The organism is Pseudomonas bijieensis (assembly GCF_013347965.1).
Lineage (GTDB): Bacteria > Pseudomonadota > Gammaproteobacteria > Pseudomonadales > Pseudomonadaceae > Aquipseudomonas > Aquipseudomonas bijieensis.
Window position 1 is genome coordinate 1,631,253 of the sequence record NZ_CP048810.1, and the last position, 23,281, is coordinate 1,654,533.

General features: G+C 59.9%; 26 protein-coding genes. 13 read left to right on the plus strand and 13 right to left on the minus strand.

From position 1 onward, the window contains the following. Positions 1 to 75: 75 nt before the first annotated feature. Together GN234_RS06815 and GN234_RS06820 are read right to left on the minus strand one after the other, a co-directional pair. Complete coding sequence (locus GN234_RS06815) at positions 76 to 840, minus strand: SDR family oxidoreductase (protein ID WP_176688134.1); 765 nt, start codon at positions 838 to 840, stop codon at positions 76 to 78. A 25-nt stretch (positions 841 to 865) separates the two neighbouring features. Further along, positions 866 to 1,666, minus strand: coding sequence for an SDR family NAD(P)-dependent oxidoreductase (locus GN234_RS06820; RefSeq protein WP_176688135.1), 801 nt, complete (start codon positions 1,664 to 1,666; stop codon positions 866 to 868). 110 nt (positions 1,667 to 1,776) lie between these two features. Here GN234_RS06820 and GN234_RS06825 point away from each other — a divergent pair, with 110 nt between their 5' ends. Next, complete coding sequence (locus GN234_RS06825) at positions 1,777 to 2,727, plus strand: GlxA family transcriptional regulator (protein ID WP_134923816.1); 951 nt, start codon at positions 1,777 to 1,779, stop codon at positions 2,725 to 2,727. An 81-nt stretch (positions 2,728 to 2,808) separates the two neighbouring features. On the opposite strand, the gene GN234_RS06830 is transcribed toward GN234_RS06825, so the two are convergent. Then, complete coding sequence (locus GN234_RS06830) at positions 2,809 to 3,369, minus strand: TetR/AcrR family transcriptional regulator (RefSeq protein WP_116832052.1); 561 nt, start codon at positions 3,367 to 3,369, stop codon at positions 2,809 to 2,811. 81 nt (positions 3,370 to 3,450) lie between these two features. Between GN234_RS06830 and GN234_RS06835 the strand changes: the two genes are divergently transcribed. Together GN234_RS06835 and GN234_RS06840 are read left to right on the plus strand one after the other, a co-directional pair. Next, positions 3,451 to 4,116: a DJ-1/PfpI family protein gene (locus tag GN234_RS06835; protein ID WP_232200092.1), complete on the plus strand. Its 666-nt coding sequence runs from the start codon at positions 3,451 to 3,453 to the stop codon at positions 4,114 to 4,116. Between the two features lie 117 nt (positions 4,117 to 4,233). After that, positions 4,234 to 4,764 (plus strand): DUF2867 domain-containing protein, encoded by a 531-nt coding sequence (locus GN234_RS06840; protein ID WP_109755242.1) that lies wholly within the window; start codon positions 4,234 to 4,236, stop codon positions 4,762 to 4,764. A gap of 90 nt (positions 4,765 to 4,854) precedes the next feature. Here GN234_RS06840 and GN234_RS06845 read toward each other — a convergent pair whose 3' ends face one another. After that, on the minus strand, positions 4,855 to 5,751 hold the full coding sequence (locus tag GN234_RS06845; protein ID WP_176688136.1) for a LysR family transcriptional regulator: 897 nt from the start codon (positions 5,749 to 5,751) through the stop codon (positions 4,855 to 4,857). Between the two features lie 227 nt (positions 5,752 to 5,978). On the opposite strand from GN234_RS06845, the gene GN234_RS06850 reads away from it, so the two are divergent. The 7 genes from GN234_RS06850 to GN234_RS06880 all read left to right on the plus strand — a co-directional run bounded on the left by GN234_RS06850 (position 5,979) and on the right by GN234_RS06880 (position 11,649). Next, a complete protein-coding gene (locus GN234_RS06850; RefSeq protein ID WP_176688137.1) occupies positions 5,979 to 6,635 on the plus strand; it encodes a hydrolase in 657 nt (218 codons plus the stop codon). A 103-nt stretch (positions 6,636 to 6,738) separates the two neighbouring features. Continuing rightward, entirely contained in the window at positions 6,739 to 7,041 is a 303-nt protein-coding gene (locus tag GN234_RS06855) for an ArsR/SmtB family transcription factor (RefSeq protein ID WP_163854209.1), read from the plus strand. 61 nt (positions 7,042 to 7,102) lie between these two features. Further along, on the plus strand, positions 7,103 to 8,116 hold the full coding sequence (locus tag GN234_RS06860) for a zinc-dependent alcohol dehydrogenase family protein (protein ID WP_163854211.1): 1,014 nt from the start codon (positions 7,103 to 7,105) through the stop codon (positions 8,114 to 8,116). Then, the gene (locus tag GN234_RS06865) at positions 8,106 to 8,420 is read left to right on the plus strand and encodes an antibiotic biosynthesis monooxygenase family protein (RefSeq protein ID WP_163854214.1); all 315 of its coding nucleotides are present in this window, start codon (positions 8,106 to 8,108) and stop codon (positions 8,418 to 8,420) included. The genes GN234_RS06860 and GN234_RS06865 overlap by 11 nt, the downstream gene beginning before the upstream one ends. A 175-nt stretch (positions 8,421 to 8,595) precedes the next feature. Next, positions 8,596 to 9,051: a GNAT family N-acetyltransferase gene (locus GN234_RS06870; RefSeq protein WP_176688138.1), complete on the plus strand. Its 456-nt coding sequence runs from the start codon at positions 8,596 to 8,598 to the stop codon at positions 9,049 to 9,051. Between the two features lie 76 nt (positions 9,052 to 9,127). Then, a complete protein-coding gene (locus tag GN234_RS06875; protein WP_176688139.1) occupies positions 9,128 to 10,981 on the plus strand; it encodes an ABC transporter ATP-binding protein in 1,854 nt (617 codons plus the stop codon). Between the two features lie 98 nt (positions 10,982 to 11,079). Further along, complete coding sequence (locus GN234_RS06880; RefSeq protein WP_176688140.1) at positions 11,080 to 11,649, plus strand: DJ-1/PfpI family protein; 570 nt, start codon at positions 11,080 to 11,082, stop codon at positions 11,647 to 11,649. A gap of 114 nt (positions 11,650 to 11,763) precedes the next feature. On the opposite strand, the gene GN234_RS06885 is transcribed toward GN234_RS06880, so the two are convergent. The 8 genes from GN234_RS06885 to GN234_RS06920 all read right to left on the minus strand — a co-directional run bounded on the left by GN234_RS06885 (position 11,764) and on the right by GN234_RS06920 (position 19,558). Continuing rightward, complete coding sequence (locus tag GN234_RS06885; RefSeq protein WP_176688141.1) at positions 11,764 to 12,954, minus strand: ABC transporter substrate-binding protein; 1,191 nt, start codon at positions 12,952 to 12,954, stop codon at positions 11,764 to 11,766. Then, on the minus strand, positions 12,951 to 13,925 hold the full coding sequence (locus tag GN234_RS06890) for a CobW family GTP-binding protein (protein WP_176688142.1): 975 nt from the start codon (positions 13,923 to 13,925) through the stop codon (positions 12,951 to 12,953). The genes GN234_RS06885 and GN234_RS06890 overlap by 4 nt, the downstream gene beginning before the upstream one ends. Then, positions 13,922 to 14,221: a hypothetical protein gene (locus tag GN234_RS06895; protein WP_109755249.1), complete on the minus strand. Its 300-nt coding sequence runs from the start codon at positions 14,219 to 14,221 to the stop codon at positions 13,922 to 13,924. The genes GN234_RS06890 and GN234_RS06895 overlap by 4 nt, the downstream gene beginning before the upstream one ends. A 13-nt stretch (positions 14,222 to 14,234) precedes the next feature. Next, positions 14,235 to 14,984: an SDR family NAD(P)-dependent oxidoreductase gene (locus GN234_RS06900; RefSeq protein WP_163854228.1), complete on the minus strand. Its 750-nt coding sequence runs from the start codon at positions 14,982 to 14,984 to the stop codon at positions 14,235 to 14,237. Between the two features lie 136 nt (positions 14,985 to 15,120). Next, a complete protein-coding gene (locus GN234_RS06905; protein ID WP_163854230.1) occupies positions 15,121 to 15,882 on the minus strand; it encodes an SDR family NAD(P)-dependent oxidoreductase in 762 nt (253 codons plus the stop codon). Positions 15,883 to 15,892: 10 nt separating this feature from the next. Beyond that, positions 15,893 to 17,233: an MFS transporter gene (locus GN234_RS06910; RefSeq protein WP_176688143.1), complete on the minus strand. Its 1,341-nt coding sequence runs from the start codon at positions 17,231 to 17,233 to the stop codon at positions 15,893 to 15,895. Between the two features lie 28 nt (positions 17,234 to 17,261). Then, entirely contained in the window at positions 17,262 to 18,140 is an 879-nt protein-coding gene (locus GN234_RS06915) for a polysaccharide deacetylase family protein (protein ID WP_176688144.1), read from the minus strand. A gap of 41 nt (positions 18,141 to 18,181) precedes the next feature. After that, positions 18,182 to 19,558 carry an amidase gene (locus GN234_RS06920; protein WP_109755305.1) on the minus strand — a complete coding sequence of 459 codons (1,377 nt, stop codon included), beginning with the start codon at positions 19,556 to 19,558 and terminating at the stop codon, positions 18,182 to 18,184. Positions 19,559 to 19,887: 329 nt separating this feature from the next. On the opposite strand from GN234_RS06920, the gene GN234_RS06925 reads away from it, so the two are divergent. Beyond that, positions 19,888 to 20,880, plus strand: a complete 993-nt coding sequence (locus GN234_RS06925) for a GntR family transcriptional regulator (protein ID WP_411828804.1) — start codon at positions 19,888 to 19,890, stop codon at positions 20,878 to 20,880. Between the two features lie 14 nt (positions 20,881 to 20,894). Here GN234_RS06925 and GN234_RS06930 read toward each other — a convergent pair whose 3' ends face one another. Further along, positions 20,895 to 21,347, minus strand: a complete 453-nt coding sequence (locus GN234_RS06930) for a MarR family winged helix-turn-helix transcriptional regulator (protein ID WP_176688145.1) — start codon at positions 21,345 to 21,347, stop codon at positions 20,895 to 20,897. Between the two features lie 62 nt (positions 21,348 to 21,409). Here GN234_RS06930 and GN234_RS06935 point away from each other — a divergent pair, with 62 nt between their 5' ends. After that, the gene (locus tag GN234_RS06935) at positions 21,410 to 21,970 is read left to right on the plus strand and encodes a PaaI family thioesterase (protein ID WP_176688146.1); all 561 of its coding nucleotides are present in this window, start codon (positions 21,410 to 21,412) and stop codon (positions 21,968 to 21,970) included. 39 nt (positions 21,971 to 22,009) lie between these two features. Next, complete coding sequence (locus tag GN234_RS06940; protein WP_176688147.1) at positions 22,010 to 23,014, plus strand: aldo/keto reductase; 1,005 nt, start codon at positions 22,010 to 22,012, stop codon at positions 23,012 to 23,014. The last annotated feature ends 267 nt before the right edge of the window (positions 23,015 to 23,281 follow it).

The window sequence follows — 23,281 nt, forward strand, 5'->3', positions numbered from 1 at the left end:
AGAAGCGCAGGCTGACGAAGGCAAGCAGCAGAAACATCAAAATACCCGACCTCCCAGTGAGGTCGGGCGCAGGGCTCAGGCAACGGGGATGGGATTGTCGATGATCGACTGGTTGAACTGCTCCACCAGGGCGTGCTCGTTCGGCCCGACGTTGGCGCGCAGCGCGGCGATGCCATCGACGATCACCTCGGTGGTCGCCGTCTCCAGCTTGGCCAGGGTCTCGGCGATGAAGGCATCCAGCGGCATGGCGCGCGGGTCGCCACTCTTGTGGACCAGATCGGTGTCGACCCATGGCGGTGCGATTTCCAGCACCTTGACGCTGGTGTCACGCAGCATGAAGCGCTGCGACAGGCTATAGGAGTGAATGGCCGCCTTGGTCGCCGAGTACAGCGCGGTGACGGCAATCGGAATGAACGCCAGCACCGAGCTGTTGTTGATGATGGTGGCATCCGGCTGACGCTTGAGGTGCTCGACGAAGGCCGCGCTGACGCGCACCGGGCCGAGCAGGTTGGTGGCCAGCAGACCCACCGCCTGCTCGTCGTCGAGATCACCCGAGGCGGCGTTATCGAACGGCATGATGCCGGCGTTGTTGATCACCACGTTGAGGTCGGGGTGACGCTCGATCACCTGCTGCGCCACCTGCTTGATCTGCTGCGGATTGTTGATGTCCAGCACCACGGTGTCGATACCGGGATTGGCCCGAGCGATCTCGTCCAGCAGGGCCTGGCGGCGGCCGGCGATGATCACCTTGTTGCCACGTTGATGGAAGGCTTCGGCCAGGCCGCGACCAATACCCGAAGTGCCGCCAGTGATGAAGATGGTATTGCCGTTGAGTTTCATGCTGTCTCTCCTGATGAGGGGTCGATCAACGCTCGGCGCTGTAGCGCGGCGCGGGTTGGTTGCTGGAAAGCTTGCTGAACATGGCCTTGCGCGCTGACTCGTAGACCTGCCACTGGCTGACGTCATGCAACGAGGGAATGGAGATCAATTCGCCGCGATCGAAGTCGATCAGCGCGGCGTCGACCAGGGCGCTGGCCGGCATCACAATGGCGGGGTCGAGGTGCTCCAGCGGCAGGCCGCCGTTGTCCCAGAACTCGGTGGCGGTCGCCCCTGGCAACACGGCCTGGATGCGCACGCCCTTGTCGGCCAGCTCGTGATGCAGCGATTGGCTGAAGGCGGTGACGAAGGCCTTGCTGCCGCCGTACACGCCGTTGAGCAACTCCGGGGCGATGCTGACGATGGAGGAAATGTTGATGATGGCGCCGTTGCCACGCTCGACAAACCCGGTGATGGCGGCATAGCTCAGACGCATCAGTGCAGTCACGTTGAGGCTGATCATCCGCGTCATCAGGCCGACGTCGCTGTCGAGCAGCGGCGTGTGGGTGCCGATGCCGGCGTTGTTGACCAGCAGGGTGATGCTCGCGTCTTCCTTGAGCTTGGCCTCGACACTGGCCAGGCTCTGGGCATCGCCCAGGTCGGCCTGCAGCACCTCGACCACGCGCTGGGTGTCATCGGTGATGCGGCGAGCCAGGTCGTTCAAGCGTTCGCGGTTACGGGCGACCAGGATCAGGTCGTAACCACGTTGGGCCAGGCGCTCGGCGTAAAGGGCGCCGATACCCGACGATGCACCAGTGACCAGTGCGGTGCCTTTGGATGCGTTGCTCATGTTGTGTCTCCAGGTGGGGTGGGCTTGGGACACATCATGGCGAGGATTGGAAAAGACCTAAATGACGTATACAGTCATGTTTCAGGACACGACCAACATGAGATCCGACCATGCACAGAATCGGCTACCTGCTCTCCGACGACTTCCAGGTGCTGTCGCTGGCCACCCAGACCGTCTTCGAGTACGCCAACATCGTGGCCGAGGCGCCCTTCTATTCCATAGAGTTCTTCTCCGTCGCCGGCGGTATCGTGCGCTCGTCCCTGGGCCTGGGTATCGAAACCCGCGCCCTGAACACCCCTGGCCTGGCGGACACCTGGATGATTGTCGGGGTCAACAAGCCCTTGGAAACGCCGCCGAGCGAGGCAGCCCTGGCATTCGTACACCAGGCCGGGCAGCAGGCGCGCCGCGTCGCCGGTATCTGCACTGGAGGCTTCGTGCTGGCCCAGGCCGGCCTGCTCGATGGGCGTCGCGCGACTACTCACTGGGCTTATGGCGCGGCACTGCGTCGTCTGTATCCACAGATCAGCGTCGAGGATGACCGCATCTTCATAATCGATGGCAACGTCTGGACGTCCGCCGGCATGACTGCCGGCCTGGATCTGGCCCTCGGGATGGTGGAGAAGGATCTGGGCCCGGAAGTGGCACGTTCGGTGGCGCATAAGCTGGTCATGCACCAGCGTCGTTCGGGCGGGCAATCGCAGCACTCGGAGATGCTCACCCTCGCTCCGAAATCCGACCGTATCCAGAACGCGCTGAACTACGCCCGGCAGAACCTGCACAAGCCACTCAGCGTTGAGGATCTGGCCGAGGCCGTGCACCTTAGCCCGCGGCAGTTCACTCGCGTGTTCACGACGGAAACCGGGCAATCTCCGGCCAAGGCCATCGAGCGTCTGCGCCTGGAGGCCGCGCGGGTGATGATCGAACAGAGCCGTCATTCACTGGACGTGGTCGCCAAGGAAACCGGCTTTCGTGATCGACGCCATATGCGCGAAGTGTTCATTCGCGGCTTTGGCGTTCCTCCCCAGGCGATACGACGAGATGTTCGCGGAGTGAACATTTGATCTGTCCGAAGCCAGACTTCACGCTTCTTTCCGTTGCATCCGCTCACTCGACAGCTTCCAACCTTGCGGCGAAATTTCAGCTCACGACTTAGGCCGCCACGGCGCAAGAGCCCCTTCGAAAAGTGAAAAGGCTCCATGCAGGAAACTGTTGAAGCGCGCGGCATCACGCCGCAGCCCTGCCTGTTGGCCACCAATCAGGCACAGATGGGCCACCTGACCAATCACTTCTGCCTGGCCTGGCATAGGGACCAAACGGCGGCATGTCCGTATCGCGAAGTCCAGTCGTCTTGTGTCAACACGCTGCTGAAACTCGCCTACCAACGGATCGTGCAACGACCAGGCGCGGATGGAAACTTCCCGCCCTGGTTGTTTCTCCGCGGCAATACTCAAGTAGCGTTGCAAGGTTTCGCCCGCGCTACGCCCCTGCGCCGCATAAGCGAGCATGCGCTCGGTGTAGTCTTCTTCCCAAGCGGCCAGCAAGGTGCGGACAAAGTCTTCGCGATTGCGGAAATGGTGATAGAACGATCCGCGGGTCACATTCAATCGGCGCGAGAGACTCTCGGCCGAAACACCGATATGCCCTATTTGGTCGAGAGCCTCAAAACCTGCCGCGATCCAATGGTGACGCGTTAGTTTTCTCACCCGTTATTTCGCTCCAGATCTGGCGCCATACAGACTGTGTATGGTGCGCAACCGATTGATACGCTGCAAACACCAGCAAAGATGGCCGTTGCGTTTTGCACGCCAGCACTTTTCATGGAGTTCGCCTTGAAGAAAATCGTTCTGGTTGCTTTCGACCAATTCACCGATATCGACCTATTCCTGATGTGGGACATTCTAGGCCGCAACACGCAGGACTGGCACGTCCGAATATTGGGTTCTAGCGCTATCGTGCGATCGGCGCACGGCCTGCCTGTTTCGGTGCACGGTCCGCTTTGCGAAGCCAATAGTGCCGACGCGGTATTGTTCGTCAGCGGCAAGGAAGGGATACCCGCTGCACTTGCCGCGCCGGATTTCCTGCCGTCATTTGAACTTGACCCCAGGCGCCAGCGAATCGGCTCCATATGCGCCGGAGCTTTCATTCTCGAACGGCTTGGGCTGCTCAACGGCCAGGCAACCACACACCCGGATGCGCGATCGAGCTTGCAGGCTCTGGGGCTTGAGCCCATGGACCAGCCGCTTGTATGCCAAGGTAACGTGGCAACCGCTGGCGGATGTCTTTCGGCACTCTATCTGGTGGGATGGTTGGTTGAGTCCTGGTTCGGTGTCGACAAGCGCCGTGCGACGTTGCTCCCTGTTCTACCCGCCGGGCAGCAAGCGCTCTATGATGCCTTGATCGGGCTCAGTCTCCGACAAGGAGAAGTTGGCACCTCAACAACATCCAGTTAATCCATGCTCGCTCAGCGAGGCCCTGGGCCTCAAGGCGTGGACATCGATAAACCACCGCAAAGGAACGCGACATGGCATGTCGTCCAATCAGTAGTTGGAACTCAGGAGAGATCACCGATGCCCCGGGAATTTGAGCTCATCATGTCTGTGCCAGTCCCCTCGAGGTCCGGCATCACCCACCTTTACAAGTCGCTGAACCTGGCGGACGCTTTTGCAATTCGGCTCCCTGCGGGCACTTCCAGCGATCCAGTTCTACTAGCTCGATTCATCCTTTCCCACCAGCCAGCCTGGATCGGATGGCTCATGAAAGTCCGAGACACTATCGTTGCCTGTTTTGGTCTCAAGACAGCCAGGCATTTGGCAACACTGGCTAACCGGATTGAAATCTTCAAGGTCTACAGCACGAACCAGACTGAAATCGTGTTGGGAGAGGACGACAAGCACCTCGACTTCCGGATATCGATCCTCTGTTCTGCAGAGGCAGAGCCAGAAGGCAGTCGCCAACTCGTTTTTTCCACCGTGGTCCACTGCCACAACCGTCTAGGCCGGGCCTACATCTTCGTGATTGCGCCCTTTCACCGCTTGGTTGTTAAAGCCAGCCTCCTGCGTGCAGCACGCATCGGTTGGCCTCTGGCTACCTGCCCCTAAGGCTCAGAGCGCTGTGTGCGCCTGAGGGCTAACCGTTCAATCGAAAGGCTGTCTGGCAAGCCTGGCCACGTCTCTCAGGTCAAAGCCTGATCAGATCCGGGCAGGCCCCGCAAAGTGCGGAGACTGTCCGAAAGACTCGATCAGCAGGTCCGTGAGCATTCGTATCTTGCGCGTGGGATGCTGGCTTGGCGGACGGACGACATATGCACCTGCCGGGGGTGGTGGATACCGAGTCATGATCGGCACAAGCGCCCCCGAAGTCACATGTTCGTAGGTCAGGCAATCTGGCAGGTACGCGATCCCGAGTCCTGCTGTTGCGGCAGCCACGAGCGCTATGCCGTTGTCAGCCTTGAAGCGTCCCTGCGGGCGAACCGCGATGATCTTGTCGCCATCCATGAACTGCCACGCTTCGGTACCCTGCAGGAGAGCCTCATGGGTAGCGAGCTGCTCCGGTGACTCTGGTACCCCATGCGCTTTTATGTAGCCCGGGCTCGCAACGAGCTTCGTGTAAATCGGGCCGATACGCCTTGCGATCAAATTAGAGTCCGGAAGATAGCCGACTCGTATCGCACAATCGAACCCCTCGGCAATGAGATCAACGAAGCGATCGCTGTAACAGGTCTGGATATGAAGCTCGGGGTGGCGTCGTGCCATTTCCGCGAGCATGGGAGCGAAATGCGTAGGGCCAAAAGAGAGCGGCGCCGCAACTCGTAAGCGGCCACGAAGGACTCCCGCCGGCAGGATCGTTTCTCTGGCGGCATCAATCTCGGCGCAGACCCTGGCTGCATAGTCTCGGAATGTGGCCCCGGCTTCAGTGAGCGCTGCCCCACGGGTGGATCGTGCAAGCAACTGGATGCCAAGTTCCGCTTCAAGCCGGGCGAGCCTGCGGCTGACGATCGACTTGGAGACTCCGAGCCGGAGTGCCGCCGGCGAAACACCTCCAGCATCAGCGACTTCTACGAAAGTTTGCAGCTCTTCGATATCCAAAACAGCGTTCCCCTTTGAGCGACACAGCTAGCCTCGGAATGCTACTACTGCGTCGAAAATGGGAACAGCATAATCCTCCCTTCCTGACAGCGTCGCCGTTGGCGCACGTTTCCCGGAAAACCAATCTACTAACAACATCAGTGGACGTGTCGTCACGGTCGCGCCTGTCCATCCGAACATGCGCTGGCCCTCCGACACGCGTGCATCACTGAGAAAAGGACCTACAGATGACAAGCGAGACTATACGCAACCCCCATACCGACCAGCTCTTATCGCCTGAGAATTCGGCGCTGATCATCATCGATTATCAACCGATCCAGGTTTCCTCGATTCGCTCGATGTCCCGCGACGAACTCGTCTTCAACATCACGAGCGTTGCCAAGGCGGCCGTCAACTACAACCTGCCTATCATTCATTCGACGGTTAACGTCGCTACCGGCCGTAACAAGCCGCCGATTCGAGAACTGCAGGACGTGCTCGGCCATCTACCGACTTATGACCGCACCTCTATCAACAGCTGGGAGGACACCGAGTTCAAACAGGCGGTCAAGGCAATCGGCCGTCGGAAGCTCATCATGACCGCGCTCTGGACCGAGGCCTGCCTGACGTTCCCTGTACTGGACGCGATCCAGGAAGGCTATGAAGTGTATGTGCCGGTCGATGCGGTCGGAGGCACGTCACCCGCCGCGCATGAGGCAGCCCTTCGCCGAATCGAGCAGGCGGGCGCAAAACTCATCAGCCGTGTGCAGATGTACTGCGAACTCCAGCGCGACTGGTCACGCGAGTCGACTATCCCCGGTTTTATGGGTGTATTCGAAAGTGCCGACGGTTTTAACGCCGAAAAGGCCGGTCAGGAAAAGACTGGAGACGCCCCTAGCCGTTGATACGTGAAGAAGGTGGGGCCCGCTATGCGGGCGCCATCTTCATTAGTACGGCCGGTGTTGATTACCGTATTGACATATCGATAAATCTCGATATGATCAGGTTATGGAATTGATCGAAATCTTCAAAGCCCTCTCAAACCCTACACGCCTTGAAATCTTGAAAGGTTTGAAGGATCCCGCAAAGAACTTCCCTGCGCAGGATGAAGGTGACGTTCTCACGGTGGGAGTCTGCGTCAGCAGTATCCAAGAAGGTATCGGACTGTCACAGTCAACGGTGTCTGGCTATCTTGCCACTCTGCAACGGGTGGGCTTGGTCGAAGTCAGGCGCATCGGCCAGTGGACCTACTACAAGCGGAACGAAGCAACCATCAGTGCTCTTGCCGAGATCATAGGGAAAGAGCTGTAATTTTTTACTGCAAAATATCGAGATATCTCGATATCCCTTTTTGTCGATACGAGGATTTACAATGAAAGCGATGATGCTTAAATCATTTGGCGGCCCGGAATCGTTCGAACTCTGCGACGTGCCCAAGCCTGTGCCGCAAACGGGACAAGTCTTGGTTCGGGTACACGCTACCTCCATCAATCCTTTGGATTATCAGGTCCGACGCGGAGATTACTCCGATCTGGTACCACTTCCGGCGATTACCGGTCACGACGTATCTGGCGTTATCGAAGAAGTCGGGCCGGGTGTGACGGCTTTCGCGCCCGGCGACGAAGTCTGGTACACCCCGCAAATATTTGACGGCCCGGGGAGTTACGCCGAATACCACGTTGCTGCCCAAAGCATTGTCGGGAAGAAGCCCGCCTCGCTGAGCCATCTCGAGGCGGCAAGCCTGAGCCTGGTCGGTGGAACAGCGTGGGAAGCACTGACCGTGCGAGCGGCGCTTAAAGTGGGCGAAAGCATTCTGATACACGGCGGCGCGGGAGGCGTAGGTCATGTAGCGATCCAGTTGGCAAAAGCCATTGGAGCGCGGGTCTTCACGACCGTGCGCGAAGCAAACTTTGAGTTCACACGCAGCATGGGTGCCGATGTGATCATCGACTACGAAAAGGAGGATTACGTCGACGTCATCAATCGGGAAACGGAAGGCCGCGGAGTCGATGTGGTGTTTGACACCATCGGCGGCAACACATTATCCCGCAGCCCGGATGCCCTCGCCCAACTTGGCCGAGTTGTCAGCATCGTGGACATTGCCCAGCCACAGAACCTCGTTCAGGCCTGGGGCAAGAACGCGAGTTATCACTTCGTTTTCACCAGACAAAACCGCGGCAAGCTGGATGAGTTGAGCACGTTGGTAGCGCGCGGTCAGCTGCGCCCGCACGTTGGCGCCGTCTATTCACTTGCCGACCTTGCGCTCGCCCATGCGCGGCTGGAGAGCCCCAACAACGGTCTTCAAGGAAAAGTCGCGATTGCAGTCACGCCGTCGCCTCATCTCGCAAGCGTTGAACCCACTTCAGGGGAATCCCATGATTTATGAGATCGCTCTACTGCCCGTTTACAAAGAACACATTGAAAACTTCAGGCACGCATTTGCCGAGGTGGCTCCTTTGCTCTGCCGCGCTAAAGGTTACTGCGGGCACATGCTGGCCCAAGGGATCGAAACCCCGCAACAATTCAACCTGATCGTGCGTTGGCAATCACTCGAGGATCACACTCCGGGCTTCGAAGCGAGTGAAGACCATCGGGTGTTCATGATGGGCCTGCAGAAATACTTCTCGGAGGAACCGCAGGTCTATCACATTGAGGGAGCGGCTTTTGCTATAGGTGATCCTGCTTTCTAAGGCTTTCACAATGCCAGGACTCATCGGGTCAACTGACGCTTGCGCTCACTGGCCCGATACGAATATGGATTCTCAGATTTATTTACGCAGAGGTCGGCCATAAGCAGTCATTCCCACAACGCCCTGCTGAACGGCCCACACTAATGAACTGGACACACGCACGGAAGAGTACCCAATGGACTGTATGATTCGAAGCGCAATGAGCACGGACGCCATAGCAATAAGCCAGATCGTAGTGGCCGCGCTGCGTGAATCCAATGCTCAAGATTATTCGCCAGACATCATCAAACGAGTGCAACTGAGCTTTTCACCTTCGGCGATCCTGCACCTTCTAACCCAGCGTCAGGTGTATGTCGCATGCATTGACGGTCATGTCGTCGCAACCGCAAGTCTCGATCGAAACACCGTCCGAAGCCTATTCGTCGACCCGGTTCATCAGGGGAAAGGCCTAGGGAGTCGACTGATGGCGACTATTGAATCAATGGCCGTGCAGAGCGGCGTAAAGCTGTTGCGTGTCCCCTCCTCGATCACGGCAGAAGGGTTTTATCTTGCCCTGGGTTTCCTGAAAATCAGGGACGAATTTCACGGCGCCGAGCGCACCATCATCATGGAAAAAGTCCTGGGCGATTAACCTTGCTCTCTCACAAAACCCTCAAAGCAACCTTTGCATGCCAGAATCTCCTCACTGGATTGTCTTGGAGACCACCATGCTGCGCACGTTTGAAAAATGGCTCGACCCCTTCCCGCCCGACGAGGTACCGCCGCCGCCTGAAGGCTTGGCGCGATTTCTCTGGGCCTGCACGCGCGGCGCCCGCGGCTATATTCTCGCGCTGGCGCTGCTCAGCGCCGGTGTGTCGATTTACGAAGCCTGGCTGTTTTCTTTCCTCGGGCAGGTCGTGGACCTGCTGTCGACCTGGCAGGCCGGCGGCGATGCGGCGATACAGGAAAGTCGCGTGCTGTGGGGCATCGGCATCGTATTGCTGACCAGTATCGGGCTGGTCGCGTTGCGCACGATGGTGCAGCACCAGATATTGGCGATCAACCTACCGTTGCGGCTGCGCTGGGATTTCCATCGGTTGATGCTGCGACAAAGCCTTTCGTTCTTCTCCGATGAGTTCTCCGGCCGCGTCACCACCAAGGTGATGCAGACGGCGCTGTCGGTGCGCGAGGTGCTGTTCACCCTCATCGAGATCGCACCGGGGATCGGCGTTTACTTCATCGCGATCATCGCCCTGGCTGGCGGCTTCGACCTGAAGCTGATGCTACCTTTCATTGCCTGGGTCGCGTTGTTCGGCCTGGCCATGCGCTACTTCGTGCCCCGCCTGGGACAAGTCGGGCAGGAACAGGCCAATGCGCGGTCATCGATGACCGGTCGCATCTCCGATGCCTATACCAACATCACCACAGTGAAGCTGTTCTCGCACTCCAAACGCGAAGCCCACTTCGCCCGCGCGGCAATGGAGGATTTCAAGCAGACCGGCTTGCGCCAGATGCGCCTGGTCAGCCAATTCGAAATCGTCAACCAGGCACTGGTGGTCGCGTTGATCATGGGTGCGGGCGGCTATGCCCTATGGCTGTGGCACCAGGGCGAAGTCGGCGCGGGTGCCGTGGCGGCGATTACCGCGATGGCGTTGCGCATCAATGGCATGTCGCACTGGATCATGTGGCAAATGACCTCGCTGTTCGAGAACATCGGCACCGTGCAGGATGGCATGGCCACTTTGACCCGCGGCCCCAAGGTGCAGGACGCGCCGGATGCGAAAGTGCTGGTGACCACTGGCGGAGCGGTGACCTTCGATAACGTGAGCTTCAACTACAACGGCGAACGCCAGGTGCTCGATGGGCTGAGCCTGAGCATCCGCGCGGGGGAAAAAATTGGCTTGGTGGGTCGCTCCGGCGCCGGAAAATCCACGCTCATCAACCTGCTGTTGCGCTTCTATGATGTGGACAGCGGAGAGATTCGCATCGACGGGCAAAACATCGCGCACGTCACGCAAGACAGTCTGCGCAGCGCCATCGGCATGGTCACTCAGGATACGTCCCTGCTGCACCGCTCCATTCGCGACAACATCGCCTATGGTCGCCCCGATGCAACCGACGAGCAGATCCGTAGCGCCGCCATCAACGCCCAGGCCGATGGCTTCATCAGCCAACTGAGCGATAAGCATGGCCATTGCGGCTACGACACCCTGGTCGGCGAGCGTGGTATCAAGCTTTCGGGCGGCCAGCGTCAACGCGTCGCAATTGCCCGGGTGATGCTCAAAAACGCCCCGATCCTGCTGCTGGACGAGGCCACTAGCGCGCTGGACTCGGAAGTCGAAGTGGCCATCCAGGAAAGCCTCGATGACATGATGCAGGGCAAGACCGTGATTGCCATCGCCCATCGCCTGTCCACGATTGCGGCCATGGACAGGCTCATCGTCATGGATGACGGGCGCATCATAGAACAAGGCACCCACACGGAACTGCTCGGGAAAAACGGTACCTATGCGCGGTTGTGGCATCACCAGAGCGGCGGATTTCTGGGCGAGGATCAAGGGGTGGTTGAGGCAGTGGAATAGGCATGGGCGGTTTGGGCGATCATTGACCGCCCGAAGCAGCCCTTGATGTCCGTTTTTCGTCGCCCTATGTTATTGGCATTCATGGAGGATTCTGACTGATGGCACGTGTGGGTTTGATACTGACACCCGGTTTTGCGGACTGGGAATATGCTTTCATCGCAGGGACTGCCTCTCCTTTTTACGGGATCGACACCAGGTTTTTCACTTCTGCCACAGGGCAATTCCGCTCGCAGGGTGGATTGGCCGTAACGGTCGATAGCAGTTTGCAACAATGCCTGGGCTGGAAGCCGGACGTTGTCGTCGTCATTGGAGGAATGATCTGGGAACGTGCAGAAGCGCCCGATATTCGAGACTTTCTTCATGCCAGTCGCTCAAACGGCGCGACGATTGCCGGTATCTGCGGGGGAACGCTGGCGCTTGCGAGGGCCGGCTTGCTCGACACGGTTGCTCATACCTCGAACAGCGCAGAGTTCTTGCAACAGAATGCCGTAGGTTATGCAGGGCAGGCGCTTTATCGAAGCAGCCCGGTAGCCGTGGTCGCAGACCGCATCATAACGGCTCCAGGCCCCGCACCCGTTAGCTTCACCTGCGCAGTGTTCGAAAGCGCCGGGTTATCTGCAGAGGTCATTTCTCAATTCAGGTCAATGTTGGCAGCGGAACATGGGTGACTGCTTCGTCCTGAGAGGGTTTTGAGTGGCCGTTCATGGCAGATTTCTGACGGCCACGACCGACAGGAAACGCTTGATTTCTCCGGCTCTTCGTTGACCGTGCAGGTTGGAAACTCACCGTCTGGGAAAGTTTTTCAACCCCGCCCGTAAAATATCGCCCCAGCGCCGCACCAGATAATTGTGCTCATCCATCACCGAGTTCCACACGGCGATATGGCCCATGCGCTGCTCATAGGAACCACCATCGCGCACGTCACCAATGTCAATCAGCGGCAAACTATCACTGCCCAGTAACTCCTCCCGCGCCGGTTGACCGGCGTACCAGTAATCCCACTCGGCACTGCTCAGATGGTCGCGGCTGCGCGCCGGGTTGCCGATGTAGTAACCCTGGCGCGCCATCACCGCGCCGGGCCAGCCGGACAACCACCAGTTGAGGTATGCATAGGCCGCGTCCAATACCGGGCCCTGGGCGTGGCGCGACAATGACAAACCGCCGAACCAGGCGCGGTACCCCTCGCGAGGCACCGCCAGACGGTATTTCACCCCGGCGCGATGCAGGCGCATCAACGTCGGCGACCACAGGCTCTGGATATCGATGTTCGGGCTGAGCATCAATTGCGCAGCCTCCTCGTCATCGGACCAGAACGCCGCGAAGTGACCTTCCTTCTGTTTGCGCACCAGGATATCGGCCAGCACATCGATCTCTTCGATGCTCATATTGCCGATGTCCTTGAAGCGCGCCAGTCCCGCGCCCTGCACCGCCAGCGCGGCATCCAGGGCGCCGATGGCAGCGTCGCTCTGCAGTGCGGTGCGCGCGCGCCAGGCCGGGTCCAGCAGCCAGCCCCAGCTTTCGTTGTCGGGGCGAAAACCCTCGGGCAAGCGCTCGGGGCGGTAGGCGAAACTGTCGGCGTTATGGGTCAGGGGTAGCATGCTGATGCGCTCGGTGACCGTGCTGCCGAGGCTGCCATCGTGCTGCACGAACAAGCGCTCGCTAGGCACGCTGCCACTGCCCAACCGATCATTCGCGGACAGGCGACCGCGCTTGGGCAGGTCGTTGATCTCATGCCACAACGCAATGCGCCGCGTGTCGATGGGCTGGATCGCCCGGGCCGGCCATACGAAGTCGACGTTATGGAACCATTGATCGTACAGGTCATAGCTGTCGGGCTGCATCACCGCGATGCGCTGGGCCTGCTCGACATCGTGCACCTGGTACACCAAGTGAATGCCCAATTCCTGTTCGGCACGAACACGCAGGCATTCGAGCAAGGTCACTGAAGTGCCGAGGACGCGGAGTGTGATCATGCGGCGAACCGCCGAGAGAACACGGCAAAGGAGCGCCGCAGCAGCGCGGGGTCGAGACCACGCAGGATAAACACCAGGCGCGACTGCCGATCAGTGCCCGGCCAGGCGGGCAAGTGTACCGGGGCATGCAGGCAATGCTGCACACCATGAATGACGATCGGAGCGTTACTGCTGTTCACGTTGAGCAGTCCTTTGACACGTAGAATTCGTTCGCCGTGGCATCTTAACAGCATCGACAACCAAACCCCGAAGCCGACCCAATCCAACGGCTGATCGAAGGTCAGGCTGCACACCTGCGCGGCGCCGTGGGTGGCGCTGGTACTGCGATGCAGTTGCCAGCGACTGACTTCCACTGCTGGTTCGGCACTGCGCAAACCTTCACCCAGCAACAGTTGATCGCCGCTATGGACGTCACAGGTATTGAGGACCGGCGTACCGGCATTGAGCGCTTGCAGGTGCATGCGCAGTGGGGCGCAGTCCTTCACCAGGTCGGTCTTGCTCAACAGCAAGCGGTCCGCGGCGGCGACCTGGGCCAGCCATTCCGGATGCAAGCGCTCTTGCAGAGTGGCGTGGCTGGCATCCACCAGGGTAATCACCAGGCCGATATGAAAACGCCCACGCAGTTGCGCGTCGTTGTTCAAGGTGGCGAGGATCGGAGCCGGGTCGGCCAGGCCGGTGGTCTCCAGGATGACCCGTTTGAACGCCGGGATTTCGCCGCGCTCACGGCGTTGCAACAGGCCGAGCAATGCGTCCTTGAGTTCGCCACGAATCGAGCAACAGACACAGCCGCTGGGCAGCAGCACGGTATCCGGGGCGACTTCTTCCACCAGCAGATGGTCGATGCCGACATCGCCGAACTCGTTGATCAGCAAAGCCGTATCGCCGAGGCTTTCGCCTTGCAGCAGGCGCTTGAGCAAGGTGGTTTTGCCGCTGCCGAGAAAGCCGGTGATGACATTGAGAGCGATGCTCATACGGCTGACTCCAAGTGATCCAACAGATGCGGGTCCAAGGGATCCAACGGGCGGCCGAGCATGATTTCGGCCGCTCGCCAGAGCTGATCCAGGCCACTCGCCAGCGCTTGCTTACCGGTCGCGCCGAGCAGCAGGTAAGAGGCGCCCTGAAAGTCTTCGACCTTGAGCCGGAACACCGCCAGTACCTGATTGATCGCAGCGATGCGGCGCAGGCGTTCGCGGCGCCTGGGCAGCTCATCGCCCAGGGGATCGCTCCAGTGCAGATCCTCGCCGAGCAAACCGCAGAGTCCACACATGGCTACACCTCACTCATGGCATGACATCGCCGGAATTCGGGCCGAGGGTCTGGCCAACGAACAGGTTGCCACCCGGCTCGCTGGCCAGCAGCACGGCGGTGGGCGCCACTTCATCCGCCAGGCCGAACCGACCGAGGGGCAACTCGGCGGCCTTGGCGCGTTTCCAGTCAGCGCTGATCCCGGCGACCAATGGTGTTTCAATCGGCCCCGGAGCGATGGCATTGACCAGTACGTTGTCCTTGGCGACTTCCAGCGCCAAGGACTTGGTGAAACCGATGACCCCGGCCTTGGCCGCGGCGTAATGGGTAAGCTCGGCGCCGCCCTTGATGCCCAGTTGCGAGGCCACGTTGATGATCCGCCCCCAACGCTGGGCGAGCATATGCGGCAAGGCGCGCTGGCTGGCGACGAATACGCTGGTAAGGTCGACGCGCAGCATGTCGTTCCACATCTCGATCGTGAGGTCGACGCAACGTGCCTGGGTGAGCATGCCAGCGTTATTGACCAAAACGTCGATGCCGCCGAAGTGCTCGACGCAACGGTCGACACCGGCCTGGGCGCCTTCGACGGTGCCTACATCGGCGAGGCACTCCACCACTTCGGCGCCGAGGTTGCGGCAGGTGATCGCGGTTTCGGTGAGGCTGACGGCATTGCGGTCGGCCAGCACCAGGCGCGCGCCTTCAGCCGCATAGGCACGGGCAATGGCAGCGCCGATACCGCTGCCGGCGCCGGTGATGACGGCGCGGCGGTTGATAAGTTGAGGCATGTAGAATCTCCTGAAGCAAACACAGGTCCCAGGTGGGAGCGGGCTTGCTCGCGAATGCGGTCTGTCAGTCACACCTGATTTATCTGAAACACCGCATTCGCGAGCAAGCCCGCTCCCACATTTGAATTGAGTACAGTCAGTCGGGCCAGCGTACGGTCAGGCCACCGTCGATGACGATGCTCTGCCCGGTCAGGTAACTCGACGCATCACTGGTCAGGAACTGCACCAATGAAGCCACTTCATCCGCGCGCCCTACCCGCCCCAACGGGATAGCCCTCGCCGCCTTGGCCAAACCTTCCGGACCCAGTGAGTTCTTCACATCCAGTGACTGTGGCGTCTCGATCAACCCTGGGATCACCGCATTGCAACGAATGCCCTTTGCTGCCAACTCCACCGCCAGCGAACGACACAAGCCCGGCACGCCGGCCTTGGCCGCTGCGTAATGGCTGTGCTCTTGCCAGCCATACACGCCGCCGGCAATCGACGAAATCGCTACCAACGCACCGCCCTCGCCCATATGCCGAGTCGCCGCGCGAAAGGTACGCATCACTCCCGTCAGGTCAACGTTGAGCATCTCGTCCCACAGCGCATCGCTCATTTCCAGCAACGGTGCACGGCGCAGCAAACCAGCGTTCGCCACGGCGTAATCCAGGCGGCCGAAGCGCTGCACGGCGTGTTCGGCCAGTGCATCCACCGAGGCGGTATCACCCACATCCAGCGGCAACATCAGGCACTCGCCACCGGCTTCTTCCACCAAGGCCACCGTGGTCTGCGGGTCATGGGGATCGGCCGGGTAATACCCGCCGACGACCGCCACACCATTGCGCGCATAGACCACAGCGAGGGCTTGGCCGATGCCGCTGGCGGCACCGGTAATCAAGGCAACTTTACGGCTCATCTAGAAATCCTCACTGAACGGTTTCCGGACGCACGTGGCGTGCGGCGAACATCAGCGCACCGGACAAGAAGCACGGCACGGCACCGAACCACAGTGCGGCGGTCTGCCAGTCACTGCCGGCGGACAACACCTGGGTGGCGCCAAACCCTGCGACCACCGCGCCAATCGGGCCCATGGCATGGATGATCGCGCCACCGGTGGCGCGGATGCTGGTAGGGAAACTTTCACTGATAAAAAACAACGCCGCCGAATAGGGCCCGATCAGGAAGAACAGGCCCAGGCTGTAAAGCCCGACCACCATCGCCATATTGCTCGGGCCGAACAGCATCCCGGCAAACGACAGGCCGCCAAGCATCCAGCCCAGGCCAATCACGTTGCGGCGGCCAATCTTGTCGCCCATCCAGCCGTGGCTGAGGTAACCGCAGTAACCCACCAGGTTCGACAGCACCAGGATGATCAGCGAGTTCTCGAAGGAGATGTGGTGCACGCTGACGATCACTGAAGTACCGAGCACGCTGAACACCTGGATCGCCGCCCAGTTGAGCAACAACGCGGCGCCGATCACCAAGGTGGCGCGACGGGCCGGACCACGGAACGCGGCCTTGAGGCCGGCCTTGCTGTGTTCGTCGTAGTCCACGCCGTAAGTCACGGCGACGTTTTGCGCTTCTTTCACCGCGCCGTTTTTACGCAACTCAGTGATACGCTGATGGATCTGAAACTGCGGGCTCTCCTTGAGCTTGCGCGCCAGGATCGCAATCATCACCGCTGGGATCGCGGCGAAGATGAAGCAGCCCTGCCAGCCGATGATCGGCAGCAGCAGCGCGGTCAAACCCGCCGCGATCAACGCACCGACTGGCCAGCCGCCCTGCACCAGGCTGTAGATAAAGCCGCGACGTTTGGTCAGCCGCGGGTCTTGCGAGGCGCCATACAACTCTGTCAAGTAGGTGGCGTTGACGGTTTCTTCGGCATAGCCCAGGCCGCCCAACGAACGGATCAGAATCAGCGGCGACTTGCCCCACGCCCCGCCAATCGCGGTGAGCGCCGAGCACAGGGCGGAACCGGCCACCGTGAAGATAATCCCTTTGCGCCGCCCCAGCTTGTCGACGATCGGGCCGATGGCCAACGCAACGACGGCGGTACCCACCGCCACCCAGGTCGCGATTTCGGCCTGCTCCACTTCACTCCAGCCAAAGTGCCGGCCGATCTCGGGTAGCAAGGTACCGAACAGGATGAAGTCATACACCGCAAACACCCAGGCGAAGAAGGCGATCCAGGTGGCGAAGCGGACTTCCTGGGACGTCAGTTGCCGGGGTTTCCAGCCAGTCAGGTCAAGCTTGTTGTAGATAGACATGAATCGCGCCTCGGAAGGTGGGTGGGTATCAGGTACGCGGCTGGCGGCGGATAAAGTCGTCGGCGATTTCGTCGAAAGTGACGAAGCGCACGCCGGTATGGCTCTGGATGTGTTCGATCAGACGCTCAAGCATCAGCAACACTTGCGGCCGACCGGATACATCGGGGTGGATGGTCATGGTGAACACCGCGTATTCATGCTCGCGGTAGACCCAGTCGAATTGGTCGCGCCACATTTCCTCGAGATGGCGCGGGTTAACGAAACCGTGACTGTTGGGGGCCTTTTTGATGAACATCATCGGCGGCAAATCGTCGAGGTACCAGTTGGCCGGGATCTCCACCAAGTCGGTTTCTTCGCCACGTACCAGGGGTTTCATCCAGGTGTCGGGGTGCTGGCTGTAGTCGATCTTGGTCCAGCTGTCGCCCTTGCGCACGTAGTAGGGGTGGAAGTCGTTGTGCATCAGGCTGTGGTCATACTTGATGCCTTTTTTCAGCAGCAATTCGTTGGTGACCTTGCTGAACTCCCACCACGGGGCGACGTAGCCGGTGGGACGTTTGCCGGTGACCTGGGTGATCAGCTCGATGGATTTATCGAGGACGATTTCTTCCTGCTCGGCGGTCATGGCGATGGGGTTTTCGTGGCTGTAGCCGTGCACGCCGATTTCATGGCCGGCGTCGGCCACCGCCTTCATCTGCTCGGGAAAGGTTTCCATCGAGTGGCCGGGGATAAACCAGGTGGTACGTAAGCCGTAACGCTCGAACAGCTTGAGCAAGCGCGGGGCGCCGATTTCGCCAGCGAACAGGCCGCGGGAAATATCGTCAGGCGAATCCTCCCCACCATATGAGCCCAGCCAGCCTGCCACGGCGTCTACGTCGACGCCGAAGGCGCACAGAATTTCTTTAGCCATCATTGTTCTCCTGCGGATTTATCAATCAGTCATGGGATTTTTCAGGGCTGGCGCAACGCGGCTTCCACTGCCAGCGCCGCGCGCAACAATCGAAAGTCTTCGCCGGCAGGCGCGCTAATCAACATGCCGGTGGGCAAACCGAGCGCATCGCAGCCACTCGGCAGGGACACGCCCGGCAGATCCAGCAAGCTACCGGGCATGGTCAGGCGCAACGTCGCGAGATTGGTGCGCACGAACAGTTCGTCGTCGGCCTCCAATGGCGCCAGGGGTGGCGCGACATGGGATACGCTTGGCGTAATCAAAAACGCCCCATCCAGCTCATCGGCGATTTGTTGCTGCAGCCGGTCGCGTGCGCTGTAGAGGTTGACCAACTGGCTGGCGGGGAATGTACGTGCGCTTTCCAGACGGCGCCGCACGCGCGGGTCGAGTCGGGCGGCCGCCTCGCTGTCGAGCAGCGGCTGATGCAGCGCGAAAGCTTCAGGGGCGCCAAGCCAGCCTTGTTGCTCGATGAGATGGAGCGTCGCTTGGAAGGCTGGCGAAGGCCGCAGGTCAATCTGCGCACCGTGAGTTTTCAACACGCTCAAGCAGTTCAGCAGGTTGTCACGCACCGCAGGTTCTACGCGTGGATCATCAAGGACCGACGGGTCGACCCAAAAACGCTGCCCTGCCAGACCGCGAGGGATGAGTGAGGTCGACTTCGTACGCCCGCACAGGATGTCGTCGATAGCCAAGGCATCGCGCACGCTGCGCGTCAAAGGCCCCACGCTGTCGAGGGTATGCGCGAGTGGGAAGACACCTTCACGGCTATAGCGCCTGCAACTGCTGCGAAATCCCACCACCCCATTGAAGGCCGCTGGAATTCGGATAGACCCAGCGGTATCCGTGCCCATGGCAATCGGCACGATTCCCGCCGCGACCGCGACCGCTGAGCCTGAGGACGAGCCACCCGGAATGCGTGGCTGGTCGAATCCGACAGGATTGTGCGGCGTTCCAAAATGGGGATTGAGTCCAAGGCCCGAGTAAGCAAACTCGCTAAGGTTAGTTTTCCCGACACTGACCATTCCGGCTCGTGCCAGCAGACCTACGACATTGGCGTCGAGCAGCGCTGGCGTAATGTCGCGGCGCACGGCTGCGCCTGCGGTAGTTGGACTGCCTGCGACGTCGAACATGTCTTTCCAAGCAATGGGAACGCCATCCAGTGCGCTTGCCGGTTGTCCGGCCTTCCAGCGCGCAGCTGATGAATGGGCTTCGCGAAAGGCACGCGCCGAGCAAAGAGAGATGAACACGTCATCGACTTCCGCCACCCTGGCCAGCATTTCTTCCAACGCCTTGACCGGGTCGCTGCTACCCGAGGCGAATGCATCCGCCATGGCCAATGCATCGGCTTCAAGCGGTAATTGAGGACTGGCGTAGGACATCTGATCCACCAAAAACGTATTCATTATTAAAATGTACATTTTATAGAGCAGATAGCGTGCCAAACAGAGTGCTGAAGGAACGCCAAGGCGAAAGCAATCCGCGTCTAGCCTACGGACTAGACGCCTTTCCAAACGGGTAGATATTCCATTTTGCGGAGCCTTTTATGCGGGACCAGCCAGCAACACAAATAATGTATTAATTAAAAAATATCCGTTTTGGTGCAGAACAGTAACAACGGCCCCAGGAACGCGCACAAAGGACGTGGTCCACGGTGACAACCGACTTGTGCGAGAATCTTCCCCCGCCTTTCGAGAAGCGTATGAGATCGATGACCGCCGAGGATTACCGCACTGCATCCCGCTACGCCATGATCCGCCAGGTCCTGCGCAACGCCATCGTTGATGGAGAGGTGGCCCAAGGACTTGTCCTGCTCGAAGCGCCTCTGGCCGACCTGTTCGGAACCAGCCGCGTACCGGTGCGCAAAGCATTGGACCTGTTGCATAAGGAAGGCTTGATCAGTCGATTCGATGGTCGTGGTTATCTGGTCAACCCAAAGGGGGTTGAAGTGGAGCCACTGCGGCTGGCCGTAACCCACAAGCAACTCGGTCTTGATAGCAGCGAAGAACTGGTCGATACCCGGCCGCTGGGCGAGCGGATGTTCGACGAGATTGGTTCAGCCTTATCGACCTGTATTGCTTTCGGGCACTATCGACTCGACGAGCAAATGGCCGCCGAGCATTACGGCGTCAGTCGGGCGGTGATACGCGAGGCATTGATGCGTCTGCGTGACCGCGGCCTGGTGGAAAAGGAACCCTACTCCCAATGGCTGGCCGGCCCGCTCACCGCCAGGGAGATCACCGAAGACTACGAGCTGCGCGCGTGCCTTGAACCTGAGGCGTTACGCCAGAGCGCACCCGGGCTCAGCCGGGGATCCCTTGAAGCCATGCTGTCGCGGGTTAAAGAGGCACAGAGCAACCCACGCTGCAGCCTGGCATGCATCGAGCAACTTGAAGAAGACCTGCATTACCACTGCCTCGCCGGAATAAACAATCGCAAGATCGCTACGCTGATCCGGCAGGCCCAGAGCCCCAGGATCATCAGTCGGATTTTTTACAGTCAGTTGGGCCTCGGCCCCGACGAAGCCATGCTGGCCGAACACCGTTTGATTTTAGAGTTGCTATTGCATGGCGCATTCGACGCAGCAGCGCTGAACCTCAAGGAACACCTCCACCGCGCCCGCCAACGCATGTTGCAACGGTTGAAAGTTCTGTCAGTGCTACCTGAGCAGCAAGTACCGGAGTATCTGACCAAGCTGAGCTGAAAATCGTCTACCAGTCAGTCCGTACACGTTTCAGGCTCATCATCAAGGCACTCGATACATGCATCCAGCAATTCATGGAGCGCCGCAACGCGATGCACGCCGAGTCGCTCATTAAGTGCCAATTGCGCTTCTTTCCAGGCGCGCCGCCCTTCGGCTTGCTTTTCCAGTCCCGCTTCGGTCACTTGGACAAGGCGGCTGCGCGCGTCGCCACCCGCCCCGACCGTCAGCCAGCCTTGAGTGACCAGTGGCTGCATATTCCGTGTCAACGTCGAAGCCTCCATTTGCATTCGCCTGGCCAGGTCGCTCGGGCGAATGGGACCCAGTCGAACGACGTGGGACAACAATGCGTACTGCGTGTTTTTTAATCCGGACTCGGCGATATAGCGATCGTAGTGACGCGTCACCATGCGATTGAGCTGGCGAATCTTCAGATTGGTGCAGCCCTGTGGCTTGGTCATATTTTTCATGGTATAGATTGTATCTACAAGTATTGCATATGCAAGTATCTGGAATGATAAAGGAGTCCGTGATGGAGGCTGACCAGGTCGTTGCGCGGTGGGACGAAGAGGAAAAAGCGATTCGTGCCCGTTGGAACACCTCCCACACCGCAACGCACAAACAGATCACCAGCCTGACGGGCATGGAGTTGTTCGAGGCAATCTTTGCCGGGGAACTACCGCCCGCCCCCATCGGCGACACGCTCGATTTCCTGCCCATTCACATGGAACCAGGCATAGCGATCTTCCAGGGTCGACCGCAACGAAGGCACTACAACCCGCTGGGAACCGTACACGGCGGTTGGTTTTCCACGTTGCTCGACTCGGCGGTAGGTTGCGCCGTGCATTCGACCTTACCCGCAGGCAAGGGCTTCACTACGCTGGAGCTGAAAGTCAACATGGTCCGCGCCTTGACCGACGCGGTACCGCTAGTACGCGCCGAGGGAAAGTTGATCCATGCGGGAAGCCGGATTGCCACGGCCGAAGGCCGAATCGTTGGCCCCGACGGCAAGCTGTACGCGCACGCCACCACGACATGCTTGATCTTCGATTTCCCTGCACCTTCCCCGAGGCGTCCACATGAGCAAGTCTGACATTGCTCTCCGCGCTGCGGCCCGACAATGGAGAAAGTCATGAAATACACATCCTTTGGCAAGACCGGCCTGCGGGTTTCGCAGGTAGCGCTCGGTACGGGCAACTTTGGCACGGGTTGGGGCCATGGCGCCGACCCCGATACCAGCAAAGAGATGTTCAACGCCTATGCCGAGGCTGGGGGCAACTTCATCGATACAGCGGATGTCTACCAGTTCGGACAATCGGAGGAACAGATCGGCATCCTGCTGGAGGGGCGGCGCGAAGATTTCGTCATTGCGACGAAGTACAGCAACGGGGCGCAGCCGAATGCCAATAGGCTGGTCACCGGCAACAGTCGCAAGGCCATGGTCGCCTCCGTGGAAGCGAGCCTGAAGCGACTCAAGACAGATCGGATTGACATCTACTGGGTGCATCATCCCGATGGCCTCACGCCAGCCGAGGAAATCGTCCGTGGCTTCGAGGACTTGGCACGCGCGGGCAAGATCCTCTATGCAGGCCTTTCGAACTTCCCCGCCTGGCGACTCGCCCGTGCAGTGACCCTGGCCGAACTGACTCGTACCGTTCCCATCGCGGCTGCGCAGTTCGAGCACAGCCTGGTCCATCGCGAGCCCGAAGCCGACCTGTTCCCGGCATCGCACGCGCTGGGCCTTGGTATCGTCACTTGGTCGCCGCTGGGCGGCGGCATGCTGACGGGCAAGTACCGCCAAGGGGAGAAAGGTCGCGCCGAAGGTTTGGGCGGCCGGGTGTTCCAGCCGGAGAATTCGGCGCAGCGTACGCAAATCCTCGACACCGTCATTGCCATCGCGGGCGAGATCGACGCCAGCGCGGGTCAGGTCGCCATTGCCTGGGCAGGCACCCACGGGGCAGTGCCGATCATCGGGCCACGCTCAATGACCCAGCTCACCGACAACCTCGGCGCGCTGTCGCTTGAGCTTTCACCCGAGCACATCAGCCGCCTCGATACAGCAAGCGTCCTGACACCCTCGGCGCCAGCGCGGGCGGTAATTCCCTGGGGCGAGAGCACGGATCGGATCGTGGCATAGCGCCATGGGGGCATTGGCCCGCAGTTTCTTGGACAACGGCCAACTCGACACCCAAACCTTGAAAGCCCACACATACGGCGAATTGAACGCTTTGATGGCGGCGAAAACCGAGTGATGCTGCCCCGCGGACGAGGCCAAACGCCAGTCTGAATTGAAAGTGTCCAGTTCTGAAATAGGCTTACACCGGTTTCAGGGCTAGGACCACCGAAAGCAACCGCCCCCAAACCTGTACGGACACCGCTAACTTGTGCCCAGGGAATGGGCGAG

What these genes read in the sequence shown, in the direction of transcription:
- GN234_RS06815 (WP_176688134.1), bottom strand. Translation starts at nt 840, where the DNA reads ATGAAACTCAACGGCAATACCATCTTCATCACTGGCGGCACTTCGGGT.
- GN234_RS06820 (WP_176688135.1), bottom strand. Translation starts at nt 1,666, where the DNA reads ATGAGCAACGCATCCAAAGGCACCGCACTGGTCACTGGTGCATCGTCG.
- GN234_RS06825 (WP_134923816.1), top strand. Translation starts at nt 1,777, where the DNA reads ATGCACAGAATCGGCTACCTGCTCTCCGACGACTTCCAGGTGCTGTCG.
- GN234_RS06835 (WP_232200092.1), top strand. Translation starts at nt 3,451, where the DNA reads ATGGCCGTTGCGTTTTGCACGCCAGCACTTTTCATGGAGTTCGCCTTG.
- GN234_RS06840 (WP_109755242.1), top strand. Translation starts at nt 4,234, where the DNA reads ATGCCCCGGGAATTTGAGCTCATCATGTCTGTGCCAGTCCCCTCGAGG.
- GN234_RS06850 (WP_176688137.1), top strand. Translation starts at nt 5,979, where the DNA reads ATGACAAGCGAGACTATACGCAACCCCCATACCGACCAGCTCTTATCG.
- GN234_RS06855 (WP_163854209.1), top strand. Translation starts at nt 6,739, where the DNA reads ATGGAATTGATCGAAATCTTCAAAGCCCTCTCAAACCCTACACGCCTT.
- GN234_RS06860 (WP_163854211.1), top strand. Translation starts at nt 7,103, where the DNA reads ATGAAAGCGATGATGCTTAAATCATTTGGCGGCCCGGAATCGTTCGAA.
- GN234_RS06865 (WP_163854214.1), top strand. Translation starts at nt 8,106, where the DNA reads ATGATTTATGAGATCGCTCTACTGCCCGTTTACAAAGAACACATTGAA.
- GN234_RS06870 (WP_176688138.1), top strand. Translation starts at nt 8,596, where the DNA reads ATGGACTGTATGATTCGAAGCGCAATGAGCACGGACGCCATAGCAATA.
- GN234_RS06875 (WP_176688139.1), top strand. Translation starts at nt 9,128, where the DNA reads ATGCTGCGCACGTTTGAAAAATGGCTCGACCCCTTCCCGCCCGACGAG.
- GN234_RS06880 (WP_176688140.1), top strand. Translation starts at nt 11,080, where the DNA reads ATGGCACGTGTGGGTTTGATACTGACACCCGGTTTTGCGGACTGGGAA.
- GN234_RS06885 (WP_176688141.1), bottom strand. Translation starts at nt 12,954, where the DNA reads ATGATCACACTCCGCGTCCTCGGCACTTCAGTGACCTTGCTCGAATGC.
- GN234_RS06890 (WP_176688142.1), bottom strand. Translation starts at nt 13,925, where the DNA reads ATGAGCATCGCTCTCAATGTCATCACCGGCTTTCTCGGCAGCGGCAAA.
- GN234_RS06895 (WP_109755249.1), bottom strand. Translation starts at nt 14,221, where the DNA reads ATGTGTGGACTCTGCGGTTTGCTCGGCGAGGATCTGCACTGGAGCGAT.
- GN234_RS06900 (WP_163854228.1), bottom strand. Translation starts at nt 14,984, where the DNA reads ATGCCTCAACTTATCAACCGCCGCGCCGTCATCACCGGCGCCGGCAGC.
- GN234_RS06905 (WP_163854230.1), bottom strand. Translation starts at nt 15,882, where the DNA reads ATGAGCCGTAAAGTTGCCTTGATTACCGGTGCCGCCAGCGGCATCGGC.
- GN234_RS06910 (WP_176688143.1), bottom strand. Translation starts at nt 17,233, where the DNA reads ATGTCTATCTACAACAAGCTTGACCTGACTGGCTGGAAACCCCGGCAA.
- GN234_RS06915 (WP_176688144.1), bottom strand. Translation starts at nt 18,140, where the DNA reads ATGGCTAAAGAAATTCTGTGCGCCTTCGGCGTCGACGTAGACGCCGTG.
- GN234_RS06920 (WP_109755305.1), bottom strand. Translation starts at nt 19,558, where the DNA reads ATGTCCTACGCCAGTCCTCAATTACCGCTTGAAGCCGATGCATTGGCC.
- GN234_RS06925 (WP_411828804.1), top strand. Translation starts at nt 19,888, where the DNA reads ATGACCGCCGAGGATTACCGCACTGCATCCCGCTACGCCATGATCCGC.
- GN234_RS06930 (WP_176688145.1), bottom strand. Translation starts at nt 21,347, where the DNA reads ATGAAAAATATGACCAAGCCACAGGGCTGCACCAATCTGAAGATTCGC.
- GN234_RS06935 (WP_176688146.1), top strand. Translation starts at nt 21,410, where the DNA reads ATGGAGGCTGACCAGGTCGTTGCGCGGTGGGACGAAGAGGAAAAAGCG.
- GN234_RS06940 (WP_176688147.1), top strand. Translation starts at nt 22,010, where the DNA reads ATGAAATACACATCCTTTGGCAAGACCGGCCTGCGGGTTTCGCAGGTA.